Raw genomic sequence first — 23,980 nt, 5'->3', positions numbered from 1 at the left:
TGCGTGAGACTATCGATCCATGCTGACGCTACTTCTCTACGTCGTCATCATCGCCGTGATCGCAGCCCTGCTCTTCTTCGTGGCAAGCGTGGTGTTCGGACGCGGTGAAGAATTCGAACCACTGCCCGAAGGCACCACCGCTACGGTGCTGCCCGCAGAAGGTGTGACCGGTGACGATGTACGAACGCTGAAATTCCAGCAAACGGTGCGTGGCTACAAGCAGAGCGAAGTCGACTGGGCTCTCGACCGGCTGGGTGCCGAGATCGACCTGTTGAGGTCTGCTCTGGCAGCGAAGTCCGAGGAATGACGGCGGTACCCGGACCCGACGGGCTACTGCGCTGTCCATGGGGTGCTACGGCCGACGACCTCTATCGGGAGTATCACGACACCGAATGGGGCCGGGAAGTGCACGGCCGGGATGCCCTGTACGAGCGACTGTGCCTCGAATCGTTTCAATCCGGACTGTCCTGGATCACCATCCTGCGTAAACGCGAGAGCTTCCGGCGCGCGTTCGCGGGTTTCGACCCGGAGAGAGTCGCTCGGTTCGGCGAGGACGACGTCGCCCGACTGATGGCCGATGCCTCCATCGTCCGCAACAAGGCCAAGATCGCCGCAACGATAGCCAACGCGCGGGTCGTCCTCGACCTGGTTGGAACCGATCTCGATACTTTGCTGTGGTCGTTCGTGACCCCGCCACGACCGAGCCGGCTCGTCGACGCCTCGGAGGTGCCGGCGGTGACCGCGGAGTCGACGGCGATGGCCGCCGACCTCAAGCGCCGTGGCCTGCGGTTCTTCGGACCGACAACGGCCTACGCACTGATGCAGGCCACCGGAATGGTGGACGATCACCTGTCTGGCTGTCTGGTGCCGGCCCTCAATACCGACTCCAGTTCCCGATATCGGGCTCGATAGGGAAGAATAGTGATCAAGAACCTTTCTCGCCCTGCGGCGAGAAATCTTTTTTGGCCGAGGCGCAGTGCAGTGTGGCGCAGATCTGGAGGGAGCAGAGGATGGCGGCTATGAAGCCCCGGACCGGAGACGGTCCCCTCGAAGCAACCAAAGAGGGACGAGGAATCGTGATGAGGGTGCCGCTGGAAGGCGGTGGGCGCCTGGTCGTCGAACTCACCCCAGACGAGGCAGCAGCACTCGGTGAGGAATTGAGGGGCGTCACCGGATAGCTGTTGTTCTTTTCTGCCCATAGCCCCGTGCGCGAAGTCGGCGAACGGGGCTTTGTGGTGATGCCAGTCCATACGGAGAGAACATAAATGCTGAGCGAAGTCATGGATCTACTGGTGTGTCCGCACTGCACCTCGGATCTCGAAGCCATCGGCGATGGTCGTGTCGTGCGGTGCGAGCGTGGGCATACCTTCGACGTCGCACGTCAGGGCTACGTCAGTTTGCTGGCGGGAAACGCGGGCAAGATCGTCGGTGATTCCGCCGAGATGATCGACGCGCGGTCGGAGTTTCTCGAGAGTGGACACTTCGATCGGATCATCGCGGCCGTAGCTGCGGCCATGTCGGCACACGATCCTGCCACCGTGCTCGAGGTGGGCGCGGGTACCGGACACTATCTGGCGGCAGTACTCGAGACGTTCGAGCGCATGAGGGGCGTCGGAATCGACGTCTCCAAGCCGGCCGCCAGAAAAGTAGCTCGTGCGCATCCACGACTGGGATCCGTCGTGGCCGACGTATGGCAACCACTGCCGGTGCGTACTGGATCGATCGACGCGGTCAGTTGCGTGTTTTCGCCGCGGAACGCCGCTGAGCTACGACGCATTCTCGCTCCGAACGGAGTTCTGGTCGTCGTCACGCCGACCGAACATCATCAGCAGGAACTGATCGAAACCCTCGGCCTCCTCCGTGTCGACGAGGACAAGGCCCGGCGCCTCGGAGAATCGCTCGCCGGCCGCTTCGAGCAGCTGGACGCTACCCGCATCGAGTTCACGATGGCGCTCGATCATGTGAGCATCGCAAGCCTTGTGGGGATGGGCCCGTCGGCGCGGCACTCCACAGATGCCTCGCGCCGCACTGCAATTGCAGCCTTGCCCGACACAGCCGAGGTAACGGCCTCGGTGACCGTCGGAACTTACCGCGCCCTGGCCAGCGCTGCGTTGTAGACGTCGATCGTCTGCTGCGCGATGGCAGCCCACGAGAATTCGGCGACGGCCCGCGCTCTACCAGCTTTGCCCATCGCCGTCGCAGTCTTCGGGTCGAGCGCGACAGCGTTGACGGTGTCGGCCAAGGAGCGTTCGAATACCTGTGGCTCATAGGAGTTGTAGTGAACGAGGCGTCCGGTGACACCGTCGTCGACCACCTCGGGAATGCCCCCGACGTCGGATGCGACGACGGCAGTTTCGGTGGCCATGGCTTCGAGATTGACGATCCCGAGAGGCTCGTACACCGACGGGCACACGAATACGTCTGCCGCCGAAAGTATTTCGCGGACCTTTTCGGTGGGTAGCATCTCGCGAACCCAGAACACATTCGATCGGGTCTCGGCGAGTTCGGCGACTGCTCGCTCGGTGTCTGCGGCAATCTCCGGGGTGTCCGGCGCGCCCGCGCACAGGACCAGTTGAATGGACGGGTCGAAATGATGCGCTGCCGCAATGAGGTGGCCGACACCCTTCTGGCGGGTGATGCGTCCGACGAACGCCGCCATCGGCCTGTTCGGGTCGACGCCGATTTCTGCCAGCGCGGAATCCGCGGAGTCCGCCGCTGGACCTGGATGCCAATTCTTGGTGTCGATGCCGTTGCGTACCACGTGGACTCGGCTGGGATCCAGGCGCGGATAGGCGTCGAGAACATCCTTGGCCATGCCCTCGCTGACCGCGATGACCGCATCCGCGTATTCGACAGCGTTGCGTTCGGACCAGGAGGAGATACGATAACCGCCGCCCAGTTGCTCGGCCTTCCACGGCCTGCGAGGCTCGAGTGAATGGGCGGTGAGAATGTGTGGCACGCCGTACAGTTCGGCCGCGAGATGCCCGGCAAGCCCGGTGTACCAGGTGTGCGAGTGCACGACATCGGCGCCGGCCGCAGCGTTGGCCATCCGTAGTTCGGCGGACAGCGTCGTCAGGGCCGCGTTGGCCCCTGCCAATGCAGGATCGGGATCGTGAACCTGCGCGGTATCGCGCGGCGCCCCCATACAGTGAATGTCGACCTCGCACAGGGATCTCAACTGTGCCGATAGCTCGGTCACATGTACACCTGCGCCGCCGTAGACCTCTGGCGGAAATTCCTTTGTCATCATCGCCACGCGCACACCTGTAAACCTACATTCCTTGTGCGAACCGCGTGTACTGCTGGCGAGGTTCATCTGGTGCGGATAGGTTGGGCACGTGAGGACACAACCGCACGTACTAGGCATTGTGCTGGCAGGCGGTGAGGGTAAACGTCTGTACCCGATGACCGCCGATCGAGCCAAGCCCGCCGTCCCATTCGGTGGCGCATATCGACTGATCGACTTCGTGCTCAGTAATCTCGTCAACGCCGGATACCTCCGGCTGTGCGTGCTGACTCAGTACAAGTCCCACTCGCTGGACCGTCATATCTCGCAAACCTGGCGCCTGTCGGGTTTCGCGGGGGAATACATCACGCCGGTACCGGCGCAGCAACGACTCGGCCCACGCTGGTACACCGGCAGCGCCGACGCGATCTTCCAGTCACTCAACCTCGTCTATGACGAGGACCCCGAGTACATCGTCGTTTTCGGCGCCGATCACGTCTATCGCATGGATCCGGAACAGATGGTCCAGCAGCACATCGATTCGGGTGCAGGCGTCACAGTGGCGGGCATCAGGGTTCCGCGCAGCGAAGCGTATGCATTCGGCTGCATCGACTCCGACGAGAACGGCAACATCACCCAGTTTCTCGAGAAGCCGGCGCACCCACCGGGGACGCCCGACGACCCGAACGTCACCTATGCCTCGATGGGCAACTACGTGTTCACCACCAAGGTGCTCATCGACGCCATCAAAGCCGACGCCGAGAACTCCGACTCCGACCACGACATGGGCGGTGACATCATCCCGGCGCTCGTCGAGGCGGGCGTGGCGTCGGTGTACGACTTCAACGACAACGTCGTTCCCGGTGCCACCGAACGCGACCGAGGCTACTGGCGTGACGTCGGCACCATCGACGCGTTCTACGACGCGCACATGGATCTGGTGTCCGTGCATCCGATCTTCAATCTCTACAACCGTCGCTGGCCCATTCGCAGTGCCGCGGAAAACCTTCCACCCGCAAAATTCGTGCAGGGCGGTCTCGCCCAGGAATCCATTGTGGGCGCAGGTTCCATCCTGTCGGCGGCAACGGTTCGCAATTCGGTTCTGAGCTCGAACGTCATGATCGACAGTGGCGCGACCGTAGAGGGCAGTGTCCTGATGCCCGGGGTGAAAATCGGCAAGGGTGCGGTCGTTCGCCGGGCAATCTTGGACAAGAACGTCGTCGTTGGTGACGGCGAAATCGTCGGCGTCGACGTCGAGCGCGACAAGGAACGCTTCAACGTCTCCGCCGGCGGCATCGTCACCGTCGGCAAAGGCATCTGGATCTAGCAGCCCCGGATCGAGCTGCCCTGAAATCTAGCTCCGTGAGGCGCAGATCAGCCCGTCGCCGAGGGGGAGTAGGACTGTCGTGAGGCGGTCGTCCTCGGCGATGGCGCGGGCGGCGGCACGGACGGCGACGGTAGTGGCGTCACGCTGGGTGGAGTCGGGCACCCGTCCGCCCAGCAGGGCGTTGTGCAGCACCAGAACTCCGCCGGGTCGAAGTAGTCGCACGCTCTCCTGTACGAAATGCAGATGGTCCACTGGACTGGTGTCGATGAACACCAAGTCATAGGTGTCGTCGGCGAGGCGGGGGAGGACATCGAGCGCCCAACCGTTGATGAGGCGCGTTCGAGACGGCGCGATACCCCCGGCACGGAACGCTTCCTTGGCGGCGCGCTGGTGCTCGGGTTCGGTGTCGATGGTGGTGAGCACGCCGTCCTCGCGCATGCCGTCGAGCAGCCACAGGCCGGACACTCCGGCGCCCGTTCCGACCTCGACTACGGTCTTGGCGCCGAGCATCTGCGCGAAGATGCTCAGCACCGCCCCGACGGACGGCGGCACGGGTGCGGCGCCGAGATCGTCCGCGCGTTCGCGTGCATTGACGAGGATCTCGTCTTCCTGCACGGACTCCTCGGCGTAGGTGAGCAACTTCTCGGCATTTGTCAGCACATGCCGAGGCTATCGTGGCAGGAGCGAAGCCTGCGGAGCGACTCGGTCGATCTGCAGCGAAGCCTGCGGAGCGACTCGGTCGATCTGCCTGCCACTTTCTCAGCGGCACCTCAGCTTTTTCACACGGTGGACACACGCGGATACGACAAGCTAATGGAGATCGCTTGATCGAGAAGACACACGCGGGAACATCTCGGCGGAGCCGCAGGTTGTACACGGCACGGGAGCTACACCAACGTGGTCCTGAGCAGGAGGATCCAACTATCTACAAGATCAACGGAGATCGAGACACAGCTCGATTGCCCGAGTCCGCCGATTCTGCTGCGGTAGCGGATCTGAGCGGCACCGCCGCATTCGACGCTACCGGCGAAACGAACACGATGCCGTCCTGGGACGAGCTCGTTCGCGAGCATGGCGACCGCGTCTACCGCTTGGCCTACCGGCTGTCCGGCAACGCGCAGGATGCCGAAGATCTCACACAGGACACTTTCATTCGTGTGTTCCGTTCGCTGTCGAACTACCAGCCCGGCACGTTCGAAGGCTGGCTGCACCGCATCACCACGAACCTGTTTCTCGACATGGTCCGTCGACGCAATCGAATTCGAATGGAAGCACTGCCCGAGGACTATGACCGGGTCCCTTCCGAGCTCCCGAACCCGGAACAGATCTACCACGACGCACGCCTCGACCCCGATCTGCAGTCCGCGCTGGACTCGTTGGCGCCGGAGTTTCGCGCCGCAATCGTGCTGTGCGACATCGAAGGGCTGTCGTACGAAGAAATCGGTGCAACACTCGGGGTGAAGCTCGGAACCGTCCGAAGTCGAATCCACCGTGGACGCGCGGCGCTTCGCGAGTATCTTCGAGTACACGGGAAGGTCGACTCGGATCACGCAAGTGTCCAGTAGCTACCAGGAGGGTTGGATGACGCAGGCCCGCAAGCCACGGCAGTTCAGCTCGACAGAGCATCTGGCCAGTGAAGCAGTTGCCGCTTTCGTCGACGGCGAACTACGAATGACTGCCTACTTACGAGCCGCTCACCACATCGCCGAGTGTCACGAGTGCGCCGCCGAGGTGGATGCTCAACAGCAGGCGCGCAGTGCGTTGCAAGGCTCGGGCGAGTTGTCCATGCCCCACTCGCTTCGCGGTCTGCTCAGCCAGATTCCGATGTGCGAGCCAACCGAGGCCAAGGACGCGATCAGCCGCAGCAAACGCGCGATCGTCACCTCCGTTGTGGGTATCCGCAGGCGTCGTCGGTAGCCTGTGCGCGTGAGCACCCATACAGATCCCGAGGCACCCAGACTGCCTCCAAGGCCGCTCTACCGGCCCGAGGTGGATCCGGCGTCGGCTGCGGCGTTCGGACGCCCCAGGGGCCACGAGGGGTCGTTCACACCTGAAAGTCGACGGGCAGAGCTTTCTCCCCGAATTGCGGTGCGCACACCCGACCCGGTTCTCGCAGAGGCGTTCGGTCGTCCGGCGGACGCGGACGAGTCCTTGCAACGCGACCCGGACCGAACATCTATCGACGCGGTATCCGAGCCCGAGCCCGAGGATCCGTGGCGTGACCCGAACTCCTCGGTGCGGCTGGGTAACGCCGCCGAACCGACACCTGAACCTGCGGTTGCGCCCGACGGCCCCAAGCTCGGTGTACGGGAGGTGCTCTTCGGAGAACGCGTCGCACCCAAGACTCTCGTGGTGCTCGGGGCAATCGCCCTGGCAATCGGTCTCGTCGGCGGGCTGGTGGGCCGTGAGACTGCCGAGGTGACAGGCGCATTGACGAGTCAGAAGGTCAACCTGACTCAATCGAGTGGCGAAGACCTCCCGCAGGGACAGGTCGCCAAGGTGGCCGACGCAGTCCTGCCTGCCGTCGTCTCGATTCAGGTGACCCTCGGCGAGAACGCAGGTACCGGATCCGGTGTCGTCATCGACGGAGCCGGATACATCGTGACCAACAACCACGTCATCTCGATGGCAGCCACCAACCCGGATCGTGCGACGCTGCAAGTGACCTTTTCCGACGGCACCAAGGTGCCGGCGAAGATCGTCGGCCGCGACACCAAAACGGATCTGGCCGTGCTGAAAACCGACGTCGGAAATCTGACGGTGGCACAGTTGGGAAATTCTGCAGACGTTCAGGTCGGCGAAGACGTCGTAGCGGTCGGCTCGCCTCTCGGCTTGAACAAGACAGTCACCCGGGGCATTGTGAGCGCGCTCGATCGTCCGGTTCGCCTGTCCGGTGAAGGCACCGACACCGACGCCGTCATCGACGCCGTGCAGACCGATGCCGCGATCAACCCTGGCAACTCCGGGGGACCCCTGATCGACGCCGAAGGGCGTGTCATCGGGATCAATTCGGCCATCCGAAGCGAAAGCGGTGGTTCGGTGGGTCTTGGATTCGCCATCCCCATCGATGACGTCACCAAGGTCGCCCAGTCACTCATCGCCAACGGGAAGATGCAACACCCGGACATCGGCATCAACGCGCGCTCGGTCATCAACGACGCCACGTCTGGTGCCGAAGTCGCCAACGTGCGTGCCGGTGGGCCCGCGCAAGAAGCAGGCATCGTCGAGGGTGACGTGATCACCAAGGTCGGAGATCGCAATGTGACGAGCGCAGACGAACTGGTCGTCGCCGTGCAATCGAGTCGGATCGGTGAGTCGACGCCCGTGCAGCTGATCCGGTCGGGTCGGCTGGTCGATGTCACCGTCACCCCAATTTCGGACTGAGGAAGTAGGCTGACGACGTGTTCGGCAACATTGGCTGGGGAGAGCTCGTCGTGCTCCTGGTAGCAGCGCTCGTCATCCTTGGTCCTGACAGGCTCCCCGGTGCCATCAGTTGGGTCACCAAGTCGATCCGTCAGGTCAAGGATTATGCGAACGGCGCGAGTCAGCAGCTCAAAGACGAGCTGGGCACGGACTTCGAAGATCTCCGCAAGCCGCTCGCCGACCTCAATCAGCTTCGCGGCATGACCCCGCGCGCCGTCATCACCAAGCACTTGCTCGACGGCGACGACTCGATCTTCACGGGCAACTTCGATTCCAAGAAGCCGAGCGCCGCCTCATCGACCAACGGCTCATCGACCAATGGCTCGTCGACGAATGGATCTCTGCCCACGCCGGACGGCAAGCCGTCACTGGAGAAGAAACTTCCGGCCGGTAAGACTCCGCCGATCGATTCGGACGCCACCTAGGTTCGACGCCACCTAAGCTCTCGCCCGAACGTCCGGTCAGAGCACCTTGTTCAGAAAGTCCTGCGTCCGCGGGTTTTGGGGGTTTCCGAAGAGTTGGTCGGGCGTACCTTCTTCGACGATGACTCCTTCTGCCATGAAGATGATGCGGTCGGACACTTCGCGGGCAAACCCCATCTCATGGGTCACGACGACCATCGTCATGCCGCCCTTCGCCAGATCGCGCAGCACCTGCAGGACCTCGCCGACCATTTCGGGATCGAGGGCCGAGGTCGCTTCGTCGAACAGCATGATCGACGGGCTCATCGCCAGGGCTCGGGCAATCGCGACGCGCTGCTTCTGCCCACCGGACAGGCTGGCAGGCTTGTAATGCGCTCGATCGGAGAGGCCGACCTGCTCGAGCAATTCGAGCGCGGACTTCTTGGCCTCGACCTTGGTTTCTTTCTTGGTCTGCACGGGGGCCAGCATGACGTTCTCGAGGGCAGTCATGTGCGGGAAGAGATTGAAATGCTGGAACACCATACCGATGTTCTGCCGGACCTCGTCGAGGTTCACCTTTTTGTCCGTGAGGTCGACGCCATCGACGACGACGTGGCCTCCGGTGATGTCCTCGAGCTTGTTGAGGCACCGAAGCAGCGTGCTCTTGCCGGATCCGGACGGCCCGATGATGCACACCACTTCACCGTTTGCGATATCGGCGTCGATGCCTTTGAGCACTTCGTTGTCACCGAATGCTTTGTGTAGGTCCTTGATGGCGATCTTGACGCCGGGCTTGCCTTCGACCGGCACAGCTTTGCTCAGGTCCGCGGTCATTTGTTGATCCTCTTCTCGATCCGGTTCGACAGTTTGGTGAGAGCCATGATGATGATGAAGTACATGACGCCGATGATCAGCCACATGTTGAAGGACTGGAAGTTGCGCGCAATGATGATGCGGCCGGTCTGGGTCAGTTCGGCGAGGCCGATGACCGACAGGATCGAGGTGTCCTTGAGCGTGATCACGAACTGATTGATGTACGACGGGATCATCGTTCGAACTGCCTGCGGCATCACCACTTTGCGCATCGACTTCAGGTAGCTGATACCGAGGCTGCGCGACGCTTCCATCTGGCCCTTGTCGACAGCGAGGATGCCGCCGCGCACGATTTCGGCCATGTAGGCGCCGGCGTTGAGTGAGAGTGTGATGACGCCTGCGGTGAATGCCGACATCTGGAAGTCCAGTGCAGCAGGGATACCGAAGTAGATGAAGAATGCCTGTACGAGAAGCGGTGTGCCGCGGAAGACATCGACATAGGTCGTGCCGATACCGCGAAGGACGATGTTCGTCGATACGCGGAAGAGTCCGAAGATCGCGCCGAGTACCAGGGCGATCGCGATCGATATTGCAGTCAGCAGGATCGTCAGCCAGAGGCCTTCGAGCAAGAGTTTCCAGGTGCTCTTGATCAGGCCGAGAATCGAGTTGTCATCGGTGCTGGCAGCGGAATTGAGATATGTGTCGAGGATCTGGTCGTATTCGCCGCTGGCGCGCAGGTTCGCCAGACCGGCGTTGAATTCTTCCAACAGTTGCGCGTTCTGACCCTTAGCGACGGCGAAACCATAGCTGGCGCCAGGCTCTTTTTCGGTGACCGTCTTGAAGCCGTTGCCCTGCTTGATGCCGTATGCCAGCACCGGATAGTCCTCGAATACCGCGGCGGAGTTGCCGGTTCGGACCTCGTCGAACATCGACGAGGAATCGGCGAAGTATCGAGTGCTGAATCCGTACTGCTCCTTGATGGATTCGGCGAAGGTGGCGCCTTCGGTTCCGTTCTTGACCGCGACGGTCTTACCGCGGAGGTCCTCGTACGACGTCACCGACTCGTTGGAGTCGAGGACACCCATCTGTACGCCGGAATCGAAGTACGGCTCGGAGAAGTCGAAGGTAGCCTTGCGGGCGTCCGTGATCGACATTCCGGCGATCATGCCGTTGAACTGGCCGCCGGTGACGCCCTGCAGTGCGGCGTCGAAACCGACTGGGCTGACGTCGTACCCGAATCCCTGGTCCTTCGCGATCGCCGCGAGCAGATCCATGTCGATCCCGACGAGTTTGCCGCTCTCGTCCTGGAATTCGAACGGAGCGAACGTGATATCGGTTGCGATGGAGTAGTTCTGACCCGGCGGCGGAGCCGGCTGAGCGGCGGCGACGGCGGGTGCGAGGACTGATCCCAGGAGGACGGAGAACAGCACGAACGCCAGCGCCACTGCGCCACGGCCGTTCGATTGCGGCGTTTTCATGCTTGTCACTCTCTACCGGATTGTGTCCGAGTGGCAAGTGTTTCGCGGTTACCGGCGGGTTGTATCGATGCTCAGCGACATGCCGACCAGTCCCCGCTCACGCACGGCAAGCTTCGCCGCTACGACCTCGAGTGCCTTCGCGGCCGGAGTCTCGGGGTGACCCAGCACGATGGGAATCCCGTTGTCACCGCCTTCTCGTACCGCGGTGTCGAGCGGAATCTGGCCCAGCAGAGGAACAGTGGCGCCGACAGCTTTGGTCAAGCGTTCGGATACGTCCTGTCCGCCGCCCGATCCGAAGATGTCCATGCGAGTGCCGTCGGGCAGCTCGAGCCAGGACATGTTCTCCACGACTCCGGCAATACGTTGGCGGGTCTGCAGTGCGATGGCTCCTGCGCGCTCGGCTACCTCCGCTGCTGCCTGCTGCGGTGTGGTGACGACGAGGATCTCCGCGCTGGGAACCAATTGCGCCACCGAGATCGCGATGTCGCCGGTGCCGGGTGGAAGGTCTAGAAGAAGGACGTCGAGATCTCCCCAGAACACGTCCGCGAGGAACTGCTGCAAGGCTCGGTGCAACATGGGACCGCGCCATACGACGGGGGTGTTGCCCTGGGTGAACTGGGCGATGGAAATGAACTTTACGCCGTAAGCCTGCGGCGGCATGATCATCTTCTCGACCTGGGTCGGCTTGGCATCGTTGCCGAACATCCGAGGAACCGAGTGACCATAGATGTCGGCGTCGAGCACACCCACCGAGAGGCCGCGGGCTGCCAACGATGCGGCGAGGTTGACCGTGACGGAAGACTTTCCGACCCCACCCTTGCCCGACGCGACGGCGTACACACGAGTCAGCGACCCAGGCTGGGCGAACGGAATGAGGGGTTCGGCGGAATCGCCTCGAAGGGATCTGCGGAGTTCGGTGCGCTGCTCGTCGTTCATCACATCGAGTTCGACGTTGATGATGCCGACTCCCGGGACGTCGGCGACGGCTTTCTTGACGCTCTCGCTGATCTCGCCCTTCATCGGGCATCCGGCGGTGGTGAGGTAGATGCCCACCTCGACTGCACCGCCGTCGCCGATCGTGACGCTCTTGACCATGCCGAGATCGGTGATCGGTTTGTGAATTTCCGGATCGATGACCTTCGAAAGTGCTGTTCGAACGTCGGATTCCGTAAGGACTGCCATGACCCCATGCTATCGGGGCCCCGCCGCTAGTGGATGCGGGGGAGCTCGTCCGAGGTCGGGACGATTCCCGTTGCGTAACCGGTGGACCAGGCGAGCACATTGGCGACGTATGCCATCGAATTGTTGTACCGCAGAATTGCCTTGGTCGTCTGGCCGAGATCACGCAGGTCCAGTCCACCGTCGCAGAGGTACTTACCGGTGGCGAGAGCTGCGTCGTAGAGGTTCTGGGGGTCGGAGATGCCGTCGCCGTTACCGTCGGCGTGGTAGTGATTCCAGGTCTCCGGTAGGAACTGCATCGGTCCGACGGCGCGATCGAAATGTGGGTCGCCGTCGAGGGCGCCCCCGTCGGTGTCGGCGATGACGTTGTTTCCGGCGAGCGAGCCGTCCAATCGGGGGCCGAGGATCGGTTCGAACAATTCGCCCGCGTCATCTGCTTTGCCGTTGTTCGCATGCGTCGACTCGACGCGGCCGATGCCGGCTATGACGGTCCAGCTGATACCGCAGCCCGGGAGCTCGGCGGTCAGGATCTGCTCGGCGTTCTTGTATGCCGCCACGTTGACCGTGGGGATGGCGATCGGGCTGGCCATCAGAGACGTGGGTAGCTCGGGCGTCGGCGCAACCGCCGGTTGCGGGGCGGGTAGGGCTACGGCCAGTGCGACCGGCGCCTCGGCTACGGCGACGGGCTGGGCATCGGTCTCCGATGCGAGGGGTCGTGGAGTCTCGATTACGGGCTCCGACTGCTCTGTCGTCGACTCCGATGCCATGAACGGGAGGTACTCGGCTGCTCCTGCGCTGCTGGCCGCGGTGATGAGACCTGCGGGGACAAGGCCGGTCAGAGCGATCACCGAATTCCGTCGCATAGTGGAGTTCGATGCTCTTCTGTGACGTCCCACGCCTGGTACCTCCTCGTCGCCCCGTTGTTTCGAGGCTTTCCGTTTGAATTCCGGAGTCGAGGGTACCCGATTCGAGATGATTTCGTTATCGCGCCGTTATAGAGCGTGTCGTGCGAGGTCAAGCCGCCGCCGAAACGTTATTCGATGTGATCCGCGCCTGTTCCCCAAGCCTCAGTGTCACCTTTCGGCGCCGGACGTGAAGCTTTCTTTCTGGACTTCTTCACCGGCGTCGGCGTAACGCCGTTCAACTGTTCGAGAAGTTCCCTGATCTCGTCGAGTTCGCGGCGCAGGTAGTCGCGGGTGGCAACCTCGCCGACGGCGATGCGCAGTGACGCGAGTTCGCGGGCGAGGAACTCGGTGTCCGCTTTGGTCTGCTGTGCTCGTGCTCGATCTTCCTCCAGCGACACCCGGTCGCGGTCGTCCTGGCGGTTCTGCGCAAGCAGGATCAGCGGCGCCGCATACGCAGCCTGAGTGGAGAACGCGAGGTTGAGCAGGATGAACGGGTATGGATCCCAGCGCAGATTGACCGCAACGACGTTGAGAAAGATCCAGACGATGACGATGGCCGTCTGAATGATGAGGTAGCGACCGGTGCCGAGGAATCGTGCAGCCTTTTCACCGGATCTGCCCACGTCGACGTCGAGGTGGAAATTGAACAGCTTGGTCCCGCGTGGGGTGTCCATCCGTTGGCGGGCTGTTTCCTTCATCGGCCGGCCACCTCTTGCTCTCGCCAATCCTCCGGTAACAGGTGATCGAGAAGGTCGTCCACTGTTACCGCGCCTACCAAATGGTCCTCATCGTCGACTACCGGGCCGCAGACCAGGTTGTATGTCGCGAAATACCGCGTGACGGTCGTCAAACTGTCGTCGGTGGAGAGACGGGGGAGTGCACTGTCGAGCACACCACCGATCAAGCTTGCGGGTGGCTCACGCAGCAATTGCTGTAAGTGAACGCATCCGAGATACGCCCCCGTAGGCGTCGCGGTCGGCGGTCGAACGACGAAAACCAACGAAGCCAATGCCGGAGTCAGATCCGGATTGCGCGCCCGTGCGAGTGCTTCGGCGACGGTCGTCGACGCAGTCAGGATGACCGGCTGGGGTGTCATCATTCCACCGGCCGTATCGGGAGAGTGCGCGAGCAAACGGCGAACCGGTGCCGAGTCCTCCGGGTCCATCAGGCGCAGTAGTGATTCCGCTTCGGTCTTGGGTAGCTCACCCAGGAGGTCGGCGGCGTCGTCGGGGTCCATCGCTTCGAGCACGTCCACCCCACGGTCGACGCCCAGGTAATGCATCAACTCCACCTGATCGTCATCGGGTAACTCCTGGACGATGTCGGCCAAGCGTTCGTCATCCAGCGCCATCGCAACTTCCATACGTCTCTTGACGGGGAGTTCGCGCATCGCGTGCGCCACGTCGGCGGCACGTAGGTCCTCGAACTGCATCAGAAGTTGCGCGACGCCCTGACCGGGCAACGACAGCTCGTTCTGCGTCAAACCCTGAACGTGCTGCCAATCGACAACGTGGATCGCGCCGCGTCGAGCAAGCCGTTGACGCTGGCGACGCACTGCGACACGAGCGACGAGCCAATCACGGGTCCGAGTCAGTTCGATCCCGAGATCCACCACGATCGAGTCGACATCGTGCATCTCTTCGAGTTCTGGGTCGTCGACGCGGACCTTGGAATCGAGGATCTGCGCGAAGACCAGGATCTCGTTCGCGCGCTGGGTGAATCGACGCAGACTCACGTTGCCGGTGTTGAGTTGCACGGAGTTCGGCTCGATACTCGTGACCCGAAGCATCGGCACGAAAATTCTTCGGCGCGTTGAAAGTTCGACCACGACGCCCAGCACGCGCGGTTGGGCGCGTCCGACGCGCATAGTGATGACCAGGTCGCGCACACGGCCGATCGACTCACCATCGGGACCGAGAACCACCAGGCCCGCCAGCCTGGCCGCAAATACCTTGCTCAGAGCTGCCATGATGTCAAGGTTAGAGCGTCAACGGATATTTCAGAGAATCAGACAGGGGTGGCGTGAACGTGACTTCGGTGGAGCGAGACCGTCCGCGTCGATCGGTTCTTGCCGTTCCCGGCAGTTCTGCGAAGATGATCGAGAAAGCCAAGACGCTTCCCGCGGACGCGATCTTTCTCGACCTCGAGGATGCGGTCGCCGCGATCGCGAAGGTCGAAGCACGTGGACGGATAGTGGAGGCGCTCAACTCCGACGGCTGGGGCGAACAGATCAAGGTCGTCCGCGTCAACGATTGGACGACTCCGTGGACGCACGGTGATGTGATTGAGGTCGTCTCCGGTGCAGGTGCCAACTTGGATGCGATCCTGCTCCCCAAGGTCGAGACCGCCTCGCACGTCCAGGCGCTCGATTTGTTGTTGACGCAGGTCGAGAAGCTCGCGGGTCTGCCGGTGGGCGCGATCGACATCGAGCCGCAGATCGAGAGTGCGACCAGCCTGCGCAACATCGACGCGATCGCTACCGCGAGTCCTCGTGTTCGAACCCTGGTCTTCGGGCCTGCAGACCTGATGGCCAGCGTCAACATGCGCACACTCGTCGTCGGCGAACAACCGGAGGGCTACGACACCGGCGACGCCTACCACCACATTCTGATGACCATCCTGTTGGCTGCGCGCACGCACGGCCTACAGGCGATCGACGGGCCATACCTCCAGATTCGTGACCTCGACGCGTTCCGGCGGGCCGCGGGTCGCACTGCGGGCCTCGGTTTCGACGGAAAATGGGTACTGCACCCGACGCAGATCGACGCCGCCAACGAGATATTCAGCCCCCGTCCGTCGGACTTCGACAAGGCTGAGATGATTCTCGACGCCTACGAGTTCCACACCTCGGCCGCAGGCGGAGGCCGTGGTGCTGTCATGTTGGGGGACGAGATGATCGACGAGGCCAGCCGAAAGATGGCGCTTGTCGTGTCGGCGAAGGGCAGAGCTGCGGGCATGACACGGACGACCTCGTTCACGCCGCCGGCAACGTAATTACGCCCGGCAACGCACAGGGCATGGTGAAACACCACAACGGGTATCTGTTGCGCCCGTTCCCAGGCACAATGGATTCATGACGAATCCACTCTCGCAGTCCGGCCGCGGTGGCCAAGGACTTCCGACGCCTCCGTCAGGGTGGCCGATCGGCTCCTACCCAACCTATGCCGAGGCCCAGAAGGCTGTCGACTACCTCTCCGATCAGGAGTTCTCCGTTCAAGACGTCACAATCGTCGGCGTCGACCTCATGCAGGTCGAGCGAGTCCTCGGCAGACTCACGTGGGCCAAAGTGATTGGCGGAGGAATCGTTTCGGGCGCATGGCTGGGCGTATTCCTCGGTCTCGTACTCGGAATCTTCACCAACGGCAACCTTTTCGGTGCTTTGGCCATCGGCATCGTCGGCGGCATCATCTTCGGTCTCATCTCCACCGCCATTCCGTACGCAGCAACGCGCGGTCAACGTGACTTCGCGTCGAGCATGCAGCTCGTCGCCGGTCGCTACGACGTCTTGTGCGAGCCCAAGAGTGCCGAAAAGGCCCGGGACATGCTCGCAAAGCTGTCGATCTGACCCGATAGTTATCTGTCGGACATTACGGAATAGTCCCAATTTCGCCTCGAGGACTGTGAGTTCGGTTACGTTTCTTTACGCGCAGGGTAGACCAGAGCAACTGCTGCGCGAGTAATCGAAAATACGGAGGCGGAAAGTGCCGAGTCAACGTGGTCCGAGGCCGAGAAACGCAACCAGGATAGGGGTGTTGGCCGCAGCTGCTCTGGTCGTCACTCCGCTGTTGGCGGCATGTGGATCGTCGGACAGCAGCACCCCGGTGCTGAGTTTTTATACAGCCGCAGACGGCGCCGAGCAGTACGCGGCCGCCGCGCAGGCCTGTTCGGCGGCGTCGGGCGGCCGCTACACCGTGGAGCAGAGAACACTGCCCAAGAGCGCCAACGATCAGCGGCTTCAGCTGGCTCGACGGTTGGCGGGCAACGACAGTTCACTCGACCTGATGACGCTCGACGTCGTCTGGACGGCGGAGTTCGCCGAAGCCGGTTGGGCGCTGCCGGTTCCCGAGGAGTTGTCCGCCAAACTGCGTGACGGGTCGACCCTCGAAGGTCCCCTGGCAACAGCAGAATGGCAGGACCAGCTGTACGCGGTTCCGCTCAACTCGAATACGCAGCTGCTCTGGTACCGACCGGACCAGGTTCCAGGCGGCGTACCCCCGCAAACGTGGGATCAGCTGATCGACGTCGCCGAAACGAATGCCGCAGAGGGCAAGCCGTCGTACATCGGGGTTCAAGCCAAGCAGTACGAGGGCCTGATGGTGTGGTTCAACAGCCTCCTCGTCAGCGCGGGCGGTCAGGTAGTCGGTGACGACGGTACGACTGTCACCCTCAACGACACTCCTGAGCATCGCGCGGCCACCGAAAAAGCACTCGAAATCATGAAACGTGTGGCAACCGCGGACGGTGCGGATCCGTCCATTTCCCAGACCGACGAAGCGACGGCCCGACTCGGACTCGAAGCAGGTAGCTCCGCTTTCGAGGTCAACTACCCATTCGTCCTGCCCGGTCTGAAAGAGAATGCGGTCGCTGGCGCGGTTCCATTTCTCGATCTGTCGAATGTTCCTGCCGATCAACAAGATGCAGCAATCGCCGAGGTCTTCCGAAGCGCTCCGTATCCAGCTGTCGTGGAAAACACCCCCGCCAAGGTCACGATCGGTGGATTCAACATCGGCGTCGCGAACACGACCCAGCACGAGGACCTGGCCTGGGAAGCCGTCGCGTGCTTGACGAACGAGGAGAACCAGCGCAACAACGCAGTCAACGGCGGCGTGCCGCCGGTCCTGCGGAATCTGTACCAGGATCCTGAGTTCCAGGCGGTCTACCCAGCGTGGGAAGGCGTCCTCAACTCGATCGAGAACTCTGCGGTCCGGCCCGTTTCCCCGGCATATCAGTCCATTTCGATCCTGCTCACCGACGCGCTCAATCCACCGCAGGACATCGACCCCGTCGCCGACGTGGACAAGCTCGCCGATCTCGTTTCCAAGGCCGTCAACTCGGAAGGGCTGATCCCATGAGCGCACCGACAACCGAGCCCGAATCCGGACCCGTCGCGCCGGCCAGGCAGGATGCGCTGAAGCACATATCCGACGGCAAGAAGGCCGAGCGTCGACTCGGACTCATGCTGGTCGCGCCCGCCGCGATCATCATGGTGGCCGTCACCGGGTATCCGATCGTCTACGCATTTTGGCTCAGCCTGCAGAAGTACAACTTGGCTTTCCCCGACGACCGGGAGTTCGTAGGCTTCTCGAACTACGTCACAGTGCTCTCGGACAGTTACTGGTGGCAGGCGTTCGGTGTCACAGCGGGAATCACGATCGTGTCGGTGATCATCGAGTTCGTCCTCGGGTTGGCTGTGGCACTCGTCATGCACCGCACCATCTTCGGCCGCGGACTCGTGCGTACCGTGGTCCTGATTCCTTACGGCATCGTGACAGTCGCCGCGGCGTACAGCTGGTACTACGCGTGGACGCCGGGCACCGGGTACCTCGCCAACCTCCTTCCCGACGGCAGTGCACCGCTCACCGAACAGTTCCCGTCGTTGGCGATCATCGTGCTCGCCGAGGTCTGGAAGACCACGCCGTTCATGGCTCTCCTGCTTCTGGCAGGTCTCGCACTCGTACCGGACGATCTGCTCAAGGCCGCCGAGGTCGATGGCGCCGGAGCCTGGACGCGATTGCTGCGCATCACAATTCCGCTCATGAAGCCGGCAATCCTCGTCGCAGTTCTCTTCCGCACACTGGACGCGTTCCGCATCTTCGACAACATCTACGTGCTGACCAAGGGCAGCAACGGCACGGGTTCGGTGTCGATTCTCGGGTACGACAACCTGTTCGGCGCATTCAACCTCGGACTCGGCTCGGCGATCAGCGTTCTCATCTTTTTCTGCGTCGCCATCATCGCGTTCGTGTTCATCAAGCTGTTCGGGGCTTCGGCACCGGGCTCGGACGACGGAGGCCATAAATAATGACGACAGTGACGCCTCGCAAGAAGGTCGGCTGGACGGTCATCAATGTCCTCGTCCTGCTGTACGCGCTCGTTCCGTTGGCCTGGATCATCAGCTTGTCGTTCAAGTCGACGGCCACGATCACCGATGGCGCGTTCATTCCGAAGTCCTTCACGTTCGACAACTACAAGGGAATCTTCTCGACCAGCCAGTTCACCTCGGCTCTGATCAACTCGATCGGAATCGGCCTGATCACCACGGTCATCGCCGTCGTGATCGGCACGATGGCGGCATACGCCGTTGCCCGGTTGGACTTTCCCGGCAAGAAGTTGCTCGTTGGTGTCGCATTGCTCATCGCCATGTTCCCGCAGATCTCGCTCGTCACTCCCTTGTTCGACATCGAGCGTGCTCTCGGCCTGTTCGACACCTGGCTTGGCCTGATCATTCCGTACACCACGTTCGCGTTGCCGCTGGCGATCTACACTCTCTCCGCGTTCTTCCGGGAGATTCCTTGGGAGCTGGAGAAAGCGGCGAAGATGGATGGTGCCACTCCAGCACAGGCTTTCCGTAAGGTCATCGCTCCGCTGGCTGCTCCCGGCATCGTGACGGCCGCCATCTTGGTGTTCATCTTCGCTTGGAACGACCTGCTGTTGGCCATCTCGTTGACCGCGACCGAGCGGTCCATCACCGCGCCCGCCGCGATTGCACAGTTCACCGGAAGCTCGCAGTTCGAGGAGCCCACCGGATCGATCGCAGCAGCAGCAGTGGTCATCACCATTCCGATCATCGTTTTCGTGCTCTTTTTCCAACGACGCATCGTGGCGGGCTTGACGTCCGGCGCAGTGAAGGGATAACCGTCATGTCCGAAATTGTTCTCGAAAACATCACCAAGCTCTTCCCGGACGGTGCCGCTGCTGTCAGCGACGTGTCCATGACCATCGCGGACGGCGAGTTCATCATTCTCGTCGGGCCGTCGGGGTGTGGAAAGTCCACGACGCTCAACATGATCGCGGGCCTCGAGGACATCTCGTCCGGTGAGCTGCGCATCGCGGGGGAGCGCGTCAACGAGAAGGCTCCGAAGGATCGCGATATCGCGATGGTGTTCCAGTCCTACGCGTTGTACCCGCATATGACGGTTCGACAGAACATCGCGTTCCCGTTGACTCTCGCCAAGCTCAGCAAGAACGAGATCAACGAGAAGGTGGAAGAGGCTGCGAAGATCCTCGATCTGACCCAGCACCTCGATCGTCGGCCGGCGAATCTCTCCGGTGGCCAGCGCCAGCGAGTTGCCATGGGGCGCGCCATCGTTCGCACTCCCAAGGCATTTCTGATGGATGAGCCGTTGTCGAACCTCGACGCCAAGCTGCGCGTGCAGACGCGTGCGGAGATCTCCAGGCTGCAGAAGCGTCTGGGCACCACCACGGTATACGTGACGCACGATCAGACCGAGGCCATGACGCTCGGCGATCGGGTCGTGGTGTTGCGTGGTGGACGCGTGCAGCAGATCGGCTCACCGCAGGAGCTCTACGACAAGCCCAAGAACCTGTTCGTGGGCGGCTTCATCGGATCTCCTTCGATGAACTTCGTGCCGGGACAGCTCACCGCGAACGGCGTGTCCACCGACCTCGGCGACATCGAGCTTCCACTGGACCGAATGAACTCGATCAAGTCGAAGAATCCGGGGCGTGAAGTCGTTGTCGGCATTCGCCCCGAACATTTCGAGGATGCTGCACTGATCGACGGGTACCAGAAGATCAGCGGCGCGGTGTTCACTGCGAAAGTCGACGTACTCGAGTCGATGGGCAGTGACAAGTACGTGTACTTCACGCTCGCAGGTGCTCAGGTCGAGTCCGCCGAACTACAGGAATTGGCTGCCGATGCGGGCATCGGCAATCTCGGAGGTGCGCAAGTCGTTGCACGGTTGGCAGCCGAATCCAAGGCAGCCGAGGGTGGCCAGATCGAGTTGTGGTTCGATCCTGCCAAGGTGTCCGTGTTCGACCATTCGTCTGGTGCAAACCTGACCCTGTAAGTGGCTTCGGCGCGCAGGTATGCGGAAATCGACTGCTGACTACGGGTTTCCGCGCACCTGCGCGACTTCGCTGTCGCGCGCAACCTCGGTCACGGTTACGGAGATAGAGGGTTGCACTCGTATTGCGGTCGCAGCCAAGGCCACGATGGTGCACGCGATCGCTCCGGCGACGAATGCAAAGGTGTACACCGTTTCGCGTGGAATCGAGGTTCCTGCAATGGTGTAGGTGGCCAGCATGGTGGTGAGAAGTGCACTCGCAATGGATGTTCCGACGGTTCGAACGATCGAGTTGACGCTGTTCGCCACTCCGGTGTCCGAGGCGGAGACCTCGGCCATCAGCAGGTTCGGTATAGCAGCGAATGCGAGGCTGACAAAGACGCTGACGATCGATGTCGCGAGAATGACCTGCCAGGTGACGGTGTGGAAGAAGACGAACAACACGAACCCGAAGACTCCGATTCCACCGCTCGTGATCAGTACCGGTCGTGCACCGAAGCGTCGGATGAATGCCCCGCTGCAGGTTGCGGCAATGACGCCGACGACAGCTCCGGGCAGCAGGTATACGACGCTGGCCCCGAGCACGGTTGCGCTGAAGCCGTAACCGGCTAGTTCACGAGGTGTCTGCACGAAGTACGAGCTGGCAAGGAAGTTGACGAACATACCGATACCGACGAAGAGCGTTGCGATATTCGTCGCCAGCAGCGGTCCGTGCGTGAGCAGACGCGGTGCCACGAGGGGAGCCGGCGTCTTGTTCTCGAATATCCACCACAGTGCGAGCGTGATGGCTCCGATGATCGAGCAGGCAAGAGTGGTGACCGAGCCCCATCCCCATTCCCTGCCCTGCGTCAACGCGAGGAAAAGCAGGACCAGCGCTATGGAGAGAAGGACTGCGCCCCACCAGTCCACCGAGCCGCGGCCACTGCGTGCTCGCGCTGGAACGGCGAACCACGCGATCACGAGAGCCCCGAGGACGAACACTGAGGTCAGCCAGAAGACACGGTGATAGTCGGCGCCGTCCGCAGTCAGCAAACCCGTCAGAACGAGCCCGAACCCGCCGCCGACGCCGAGAGTGCCGGAAAGAATGGCCATCGAGCCGACCAGTTTTCTGTGCGGCATTTCGTCGCGAAGGATTGCCAGCGCGATTGGAAACAGCGCGTACGACACACCCTGAAGAACACGCCCGAAGATCAGAAGTGCAAGGGAGTGAGTACTCGCGGCGATGAGGGAACCTGCGAGCACGAGCAGCAGAACGCCGATGAGCACGGGGCGTTTGCCGTGCAGGTCTGCCAATCTGCCGATGACGGGGGTCGCGACGACGGCGGCGAGGAGATTGGCTGTGATGACCCACCCGGCAGCGGTAGGGCTGACGTGAAGTTGCATCCCTATCGTTCCGACGATCGGGATGACCATCGTCTGCAGGACGGCAACCGTCATCACCACGAAGCACAGACCCGGCAGCAGTAGAACTCCTGGTCGTAGATCTTCCGTGCGAACCGCGGATGACATGCGGAAGAACCCCGTTACATTTCGATGGAGCAAAGAGACATAAAAAACTTGATGTGTGCACCTAAATGCTTATCAGAGTTTCTGTGTAGGGGGAAGGCGCGCATACCTCTCGCGACTACGACGCGGTGTTCACGAACGTTGTGTGACTCGCGCCCGCTCGCGGAGTTCGGAGACGATCTCGTCGTTCCAGATATGTTCGCGCACCAGGCGATACCGTTCGCGGATCATCCACAGGTACGCCTCGGCGTCAGTTTTGCCTTCCAGGATGTCGGCGGCGCGCACCATCCTCACGACGGGGAGATACTCTTCGCCGAACCAGCGTCGGGCAACGGTTGGGCGATCGACGAATTCGCATAACTCCTGGATCAGCCGGAAACCCCAGGCTTCGACGCATTCGCTCAGTTCCGCGTACTCGAACGGATCGGTGACCTGCACCGCGTCGCGGGCTTTGCCGACCAACGGCACGCGGGTGAGGAAGATGCGTCGGTGATCCTTGATGAGCAGATCACCGCGTCTGGTGATGCCCTCGGGGGAGATGCGCGTGATGATCTCGGTGACCAGAGCGTCGATCGTGGTTCGGTGCATGGCGAAAGCGATGGACACCCGATGGTGGCCGTCGAGTACGAAATGCATCGAGCCGATGCGATACACCTGGATCGGCGGCATGGACTCGCCCCGTCGTTGGGCGGCGGCGAGGCGTTGCCACCGCTCTCGAATTCGTGCCGAGGTCGGTCGGAAGAATCGATCGAAGTCGCGTGTACGGTCGACGCTTCCGACGATGGAGTCGACCCGGATGACCTGCAAGCCGAGCTGGCGCTCACCCACCTTGCCGAGAGCGGCGACGACCTCGTCGAACGGCAGGATGGTGTTGACGTCGTCGGGCTGTCGACGCAGCCACCCGACCAATCGTGCAATGTCGGCGCGACGGCGCTGCCGCGTGAAGTCGTTCTCCGCATCGGCGGTGGGAAAGCCGGTGTCACGTGCCATGTCTCCGCCTCACGATCGTGGGTGCGTTCTCAGCAGCACTGCCGCCTGGTTGGATCTCGAGCAAGGTGTACCCGACCGTGTTGAGGACAGTGGTCCCGTGCAGCTCGAGGTCTTCTGGTGTCTGCCCGTGGGGATGGATGTGACCGTGCACAAGCACCTGGGGTCGTAGCGAACGGACGACGTCGTCCAGACACTCGAATCCGACGTGCGCGGGATCGGTGTCGTCGCCGACTCCGAACGGCGGGCTGTGCGTCAGGAGCACGTCCACACCTCGGCGGTCGCCGCGCATCGTTCGTTTCCACGCCTCGGCGCGTGTGAGAGATCTGGCTCGAGAACGCTGTTGACGTTGAGTCCACTGGTTCGGGCCGTCGTTGTAGCGAATCGATCCACCCAGACCCGCGATGCGCAACCCTGCCGCCGACACGATGGTGCGGTCGGCGTTCACCGCACCTACCGGCCCTGGCCAGGAGCTGGGCAGACCCGCGCGCATCCATCCGACCCGCCCGGCCGAGTAGCCCGTCAAGTCCGCGTCGTGATTTCCAGGGACGAATACGCACGGCGCGTTCAAAGCATCCGTCAGGTATTCCAAATATTCGAAGGGCAGGTCGCCGGCCCCGAGAACGAGGTCGACATCGAGCGAGCGCACCTGTGTGCTCCACAGGGTCTCGATAGTTTCGTCGGAGACGGCTAGGACGGAGACCACGT

At 62.2% G+C, this 23,980-nt stretch carries 26 protein-coding genes; 15 read left to right on the top strand and 11 right to left on the bottom strand.

What is annotated here, in order from left to right; all coding sequences use genetic code 11:
• Positions 1-19 precede the first annotated feature (19 nt).
• The 4 genes from QMK32_RS00440 to QMK32_RS00425 all read left to right on the top strand — a co-directional run bounded on the left by QMK32_RS00440 (position 20) and on the right by QMK32_RS00425 (position 2,117).
• On the top strand, positions 20-307 hold the full coding sequence (locus QMK32_RS00440; RefSeq protein ID WP_269305165.1) for a DivIVA domain-containing protein: 288 nt from the start codon (positions 20-22) through the stop codon (positions 305-307).
• A complete protein-coding gene (locus QMK32_RS00435) occupies positions 304-912 on the top strand; it encodes a DNA-3-methyladenine glycosylase I (protein WP_283472339.1) in 609 nt (202 codons plus the stop codon). Before QMK32_RS00440 ends, QMK32_RS00435 begins: the two co-directional genes overlap by 4 nt.
• 98 nt (positions 913-1,010) lie before the next feature.
• Positions 1,011-1,178, top strand: a complete 168-nt coding sequence (locus QMK32_RS00430) for a DUF3117 domain-containing protein (RefSeq protein WP_084346353.1) — start codon at positions 1,011-1,013, stop codon at positions 1,176-1,178.
• A gap of 87 nt (positions 1,179-1,265) precedes the next feature.
• Positions 1,266-2,117: a methyltransferase domain-containing protein gene (locus tag QMK32_RS00425; protein WP_283472335.1), complete on the top strand. Its 852-nt coding sequence runs from the start codon at positions 1,266-1,268 to the stop codon at positions 2,115-2,117.
• On the opposite strand, the gene glgA is transcribed toward QMK32_RS00425, so the two are convergent.
• Positions 2,087-3,262 (bottom strand): glycogen synthase, encoded by a 1,176-nt coding sequence (glgA, locus tag QMK32_RS00420; RefSeq protein WP_283472333.1) that lies wholly within the window; start codon positions 3,260-3,262, stop codon positions 2,087-2,089. The two genes, QMK32_RS00425 and glgA, sit on opposite strands and share 31 nt — an antisense overlap.
• Positions 3,263-3,338: 76 nt before the next feature.
• Between glgA and glgC the strand changes: the two genes are divergently transcribed.
• Positions 3,339-4,553 carry a glucose-1-phosphate adenylyltransferase gene (gene glgC / locus QMK32_RS00415; protein ID WP_283472332.1) on the top strand — a complete coding sequence of 405 codons (1,215 nt, stop codon included), beginning with the start codon at positions 3,339-3,341 and terminating at the stop codon, positions 4,551-4,553.
• A gap of 27 nt (positions 4,554-4,580) precedes the next feature.
• Here glgC and QMK32_RS00410 read toward each other — a convergent pair whose 3' ends face one another.
• The gene (locus tag QMK32_RS00410; protein ID WP_179142219.1) at positions 4,581-5,213 is read right to left on the bottom strand and encodes an O-methyltransferase; all 633 of its coding nucleotides are present in this window, start codon (positions 5,211-5,213) and stop codon (positions 4,581-4,583) included.
• A 272-nt stretch (positions 5,214-5,485) separates the two neighbouring features.
• On the opposite strand from QMK32_RS00410, the gene sigE reads away from it, so the two are divergent.
• Genes sigE through tatB form a run of 4 tightly spaced genes read left to right on the top strand, consistent with a single transcriptional unit; the run spans position 5,486 to position 8,401 of the window.
• Positions 5,486-6,118: an RNA polymerase sigma factor SigE gene (gene sigE, locus QMK32_RS00405; protein WP_269305394.1), complete on the top strand. Its 633-nt coding sequence runs from the start codon at positions 5,486-5,488 to the stop codon at positions 6,116-6,118.
• 16 nt (positions 6,119-6,134) lie between these two features.
• Positions 6,135-6,470, top strand: coding sequence for a hypothetical protein (locus QMK32_RS00400; protein ID WP_269305175.1), 336 nt, complete (start codon positions 6,135-6,137; stop codon positions 6,468-6,470).
• A gap of 9 nt (positions 6,471-6,479) precedes the next feature.
• Positions 6,480-7,937, top strand: coding sequence for a S1C family serine protease (locus tag QMK32_RS00395; RefSeq protein WP_283472329.1), 1,458 nt, complete (start codon positions 6,480-6,482; stop codon positions 7,935-7,937).
• A gap of 17 nt (positions 7,938-7,954) precedes the next feature.
• Positions 7,955-8,401: a Sec-independent protein translocase protein TatB gene (tatB, locus tag QMK32_RS00390; RefSeq protein WP_283472328.1), complete on the top strand. Its 447-nt coding sequence runs from the start codon at positions 7,955-7,957 to the stop codon at positions 8,399-8,401.
• Positions 8,402-8,437: 36 nt separating this feature from the next.
• Here tatB and QMK32_RS00385 read toward each other — a convergent pair whose 3' ends face one another.
• From QMK32_RS00385 to QMK32_RS00360, 6 genes are all read right to left on the bottom strand, one after another.
• A complete protein-coding gene (locus tag QMK32_RS00385; protein WP_269305204.1) occupies positions 8,438-9,211 on the bottom strand; it encodes an amino acid ABC transporter ATP-binding protein in 774 nt (257 codons plus the stop codon).
• Entirely contained in the window at positions 9,208-10,668 is a 1,461-nt protein-coding gene (locus QMK32_RS00380) for an amino acid ABC transporter substrate-binding protein/permease (RefSeq protein ID WP_283472327.1), read from the bottom strand. Before QMK32_RS00380 ends, QMK32_RS00385 begins: the two co-directional genes overlap by 4 nt.
• A gap of 48 nt (positions 10,669-10,716) precedes the next feature.
• Complete coding sequence (locus tag QMK32_RS00375; RefSeq protein WP_283472325.1) at positions 10,717-11,850, bottom strand: Mrp/NBP35 family ATP-binding protein; 1,134 nt, start codon at positions 11,848-11,850, stop codon at positions 10,717-10,719.
• Positions 11,851-11,876: 26 nt separating this feature from the next.
• A complete protein-coding gene (locus QMK32_RS00370; RefSeq protein ID WP_283472323.1) occupies positions 11,877-12,743 on the bottom strand; it encodes a murein transglycosylase in 867 nt (288 codons plus the stop codon).
• A gap of 137 nt (positions 12,744-12,880) precedes the next feature.
• Positions 12,881-13,450, bottom strand: coding sequence for a DUF1003 domain-containing protein (locus QMK32_RS00365; protein ID WP_283472321.1), 570 nt, complete (start codon positions 13,448-13,450; stop codon positions 12,881-12,883).
• Positions 13,447-14,721: a magnesium transporter MgtE N-terminal domain-containing protein gene (locus QMK32_RS00360; RefSeq protein ID WP_283472320.1), complete on the bottom strand. Its 1,275-nt coding sequence runs from the start codon at positions 14,719-14,721 to the stop codon at positions 13,447-13,449. Before QMK32_RS00360 ends, QMK32_RS00365 begins: the two co-directional genes overlap by 4 nt.
• Positions 14,722-14,780: 59 nt before the next feature.
• Here QMK32_RS00360 and QMK32_RS00355 point away from each other — a divergent pair, with 59 nt between their 5' ends.
• The 6 genes from QMK32_RS00355 (at position 14,781) to QMK32_RS00330 (ending at position 20,782) form a co-directional block, all read left to right on the top strand.
• The gene (locus QMK32_RS00355) at positions 14,781-15,746 is read left to right on the top strand and encodes an HpcH/HpaI aldolase/citrate lyase family protein (protein WP_283473128.1); all 966 of its coding nucleotides are present in this window, start codon (positions 14,781-14,783) and stop codon (positions 15,744-15,746) included.
• 79 nt (positions 15,747-15,825) lie between these two features.
• The gene (locus QMK32_RS00350) at positions 15,826-16,317 is read left to right on the top strand and encodes a YflT domain-containing protein (protein ID WP_136171314.1); all 492 of its coding nucleotides are present in this window, start codon (positions 15,826-15,828) and stop codon (positions 16,315-16,317) included.
• Between the two features lie 184 nt (positions 16,318-16,501).
• Positions 16,502-17,824 carry an ABC transporter substrate-binding protein gene (locus tag QMK32_RS00345; RefSeq protein ID WP_349307541.1) on the top strand — a complete coding sequence of 441 codons (1,323 nt, stop codon included), beginning with the start codon at positions 16,502-16,504 and terminating at the stop codon, positions 17,822-17,824.
• Entirely contained in the window at positions 17,821-18,774 is a 954-nt protein-coding gene (locus QMK32_RS00340; protein WP_283472317.1) for a carbohydrate ABC transporter permease, read from the top strand. The genes QMK32_RS00345 and QMK32_RS00340 overlap by 4 nt, the downstream gene beginning before the upstream one ends.
• Positions 18,774-19,607: a carbohydrate ABC transporter permease gene (locus QMK32_RS00335; RefSeq protein WP_269305219.1), complete on the top strand. Its 834-nt coding sequence runs from the start codon at positions 18,774-18,776 to the stop codon at positions 19,605-19,607. Before QMK32_RS00340 ends, QMK32_RS00335 begins: the two co-directional genes overlap by 1 nt.
• 5 nt (positions 19,608-19,612) lie before the next feature.
• A complete protein-coding gene (locus QMK32_RS00330) occupies positions 19,613-20,782 on the top strand; it encodes an ABC transporter ATP-binding protein (protein WP_269305221.1) in 1,170 nt (389 codons plus the stop codon).
• A gap of 39 nt (positions 20,783-20,821) precedes the next feature.
• On the opposite strand, the gene QMK32_RS00325 is transcribed toward QMK32_RS00330, so the two are convergent.
• From QMK32_RS00325 to QMK32_RS00315, 3 genes are all read right to left on the bottom strand, one after another.
• Positions 20,822-22,288, bottom strand: a complete 1,467-nt coding sequence (locus QMK32_RS00325; protein WP_283472316.1) for an MFS transporter — start codon at positions 22,286-22,288, stop codon at positions 20,822-20,824.
• Between the two features lie 129 nt (positions 22,289-22,417).
• On the bottom strand, positions 22,418-23,275 hold the full coding sequence (locus QMK32_RS00320) for a chromosome partitioning protein ParB (protein WP_283472314.1): 858 nt from the start codon (positions 23,273-23,275) through the stop codon (positions 22,418-22,420).
• Complete coding sequence (locus tag QMK32_RS00315; protein ID WP_283472311.1) at positions 23,265-23,978, bottom strand: metallophosphoesterase family protein; 714 nt, start codon at positions 23,976-23,978, stop codon at positions 23,265-23,267. Before QMK32_RS00315 ends, QMK32_RS00320 begins: the two co-directional genes overlap by 11 nt.
• Positions 23,979-23,980: the final 2 nt, after the last annotated feature.

The sequence above is a fragment of the Rhodococcus sp. H29-C3 genome (assembly GCF_030063405.1).
Taxonomy (GTDB): domain Bacteria; phylum Actinomycetota; class Actinomycetes; order Mycobacteriales; family Mycobacteriaceae; genus Rhodococcoides.
This window is presented reverse-complemented; position numbering and strand designations above follow the sequence as displayed.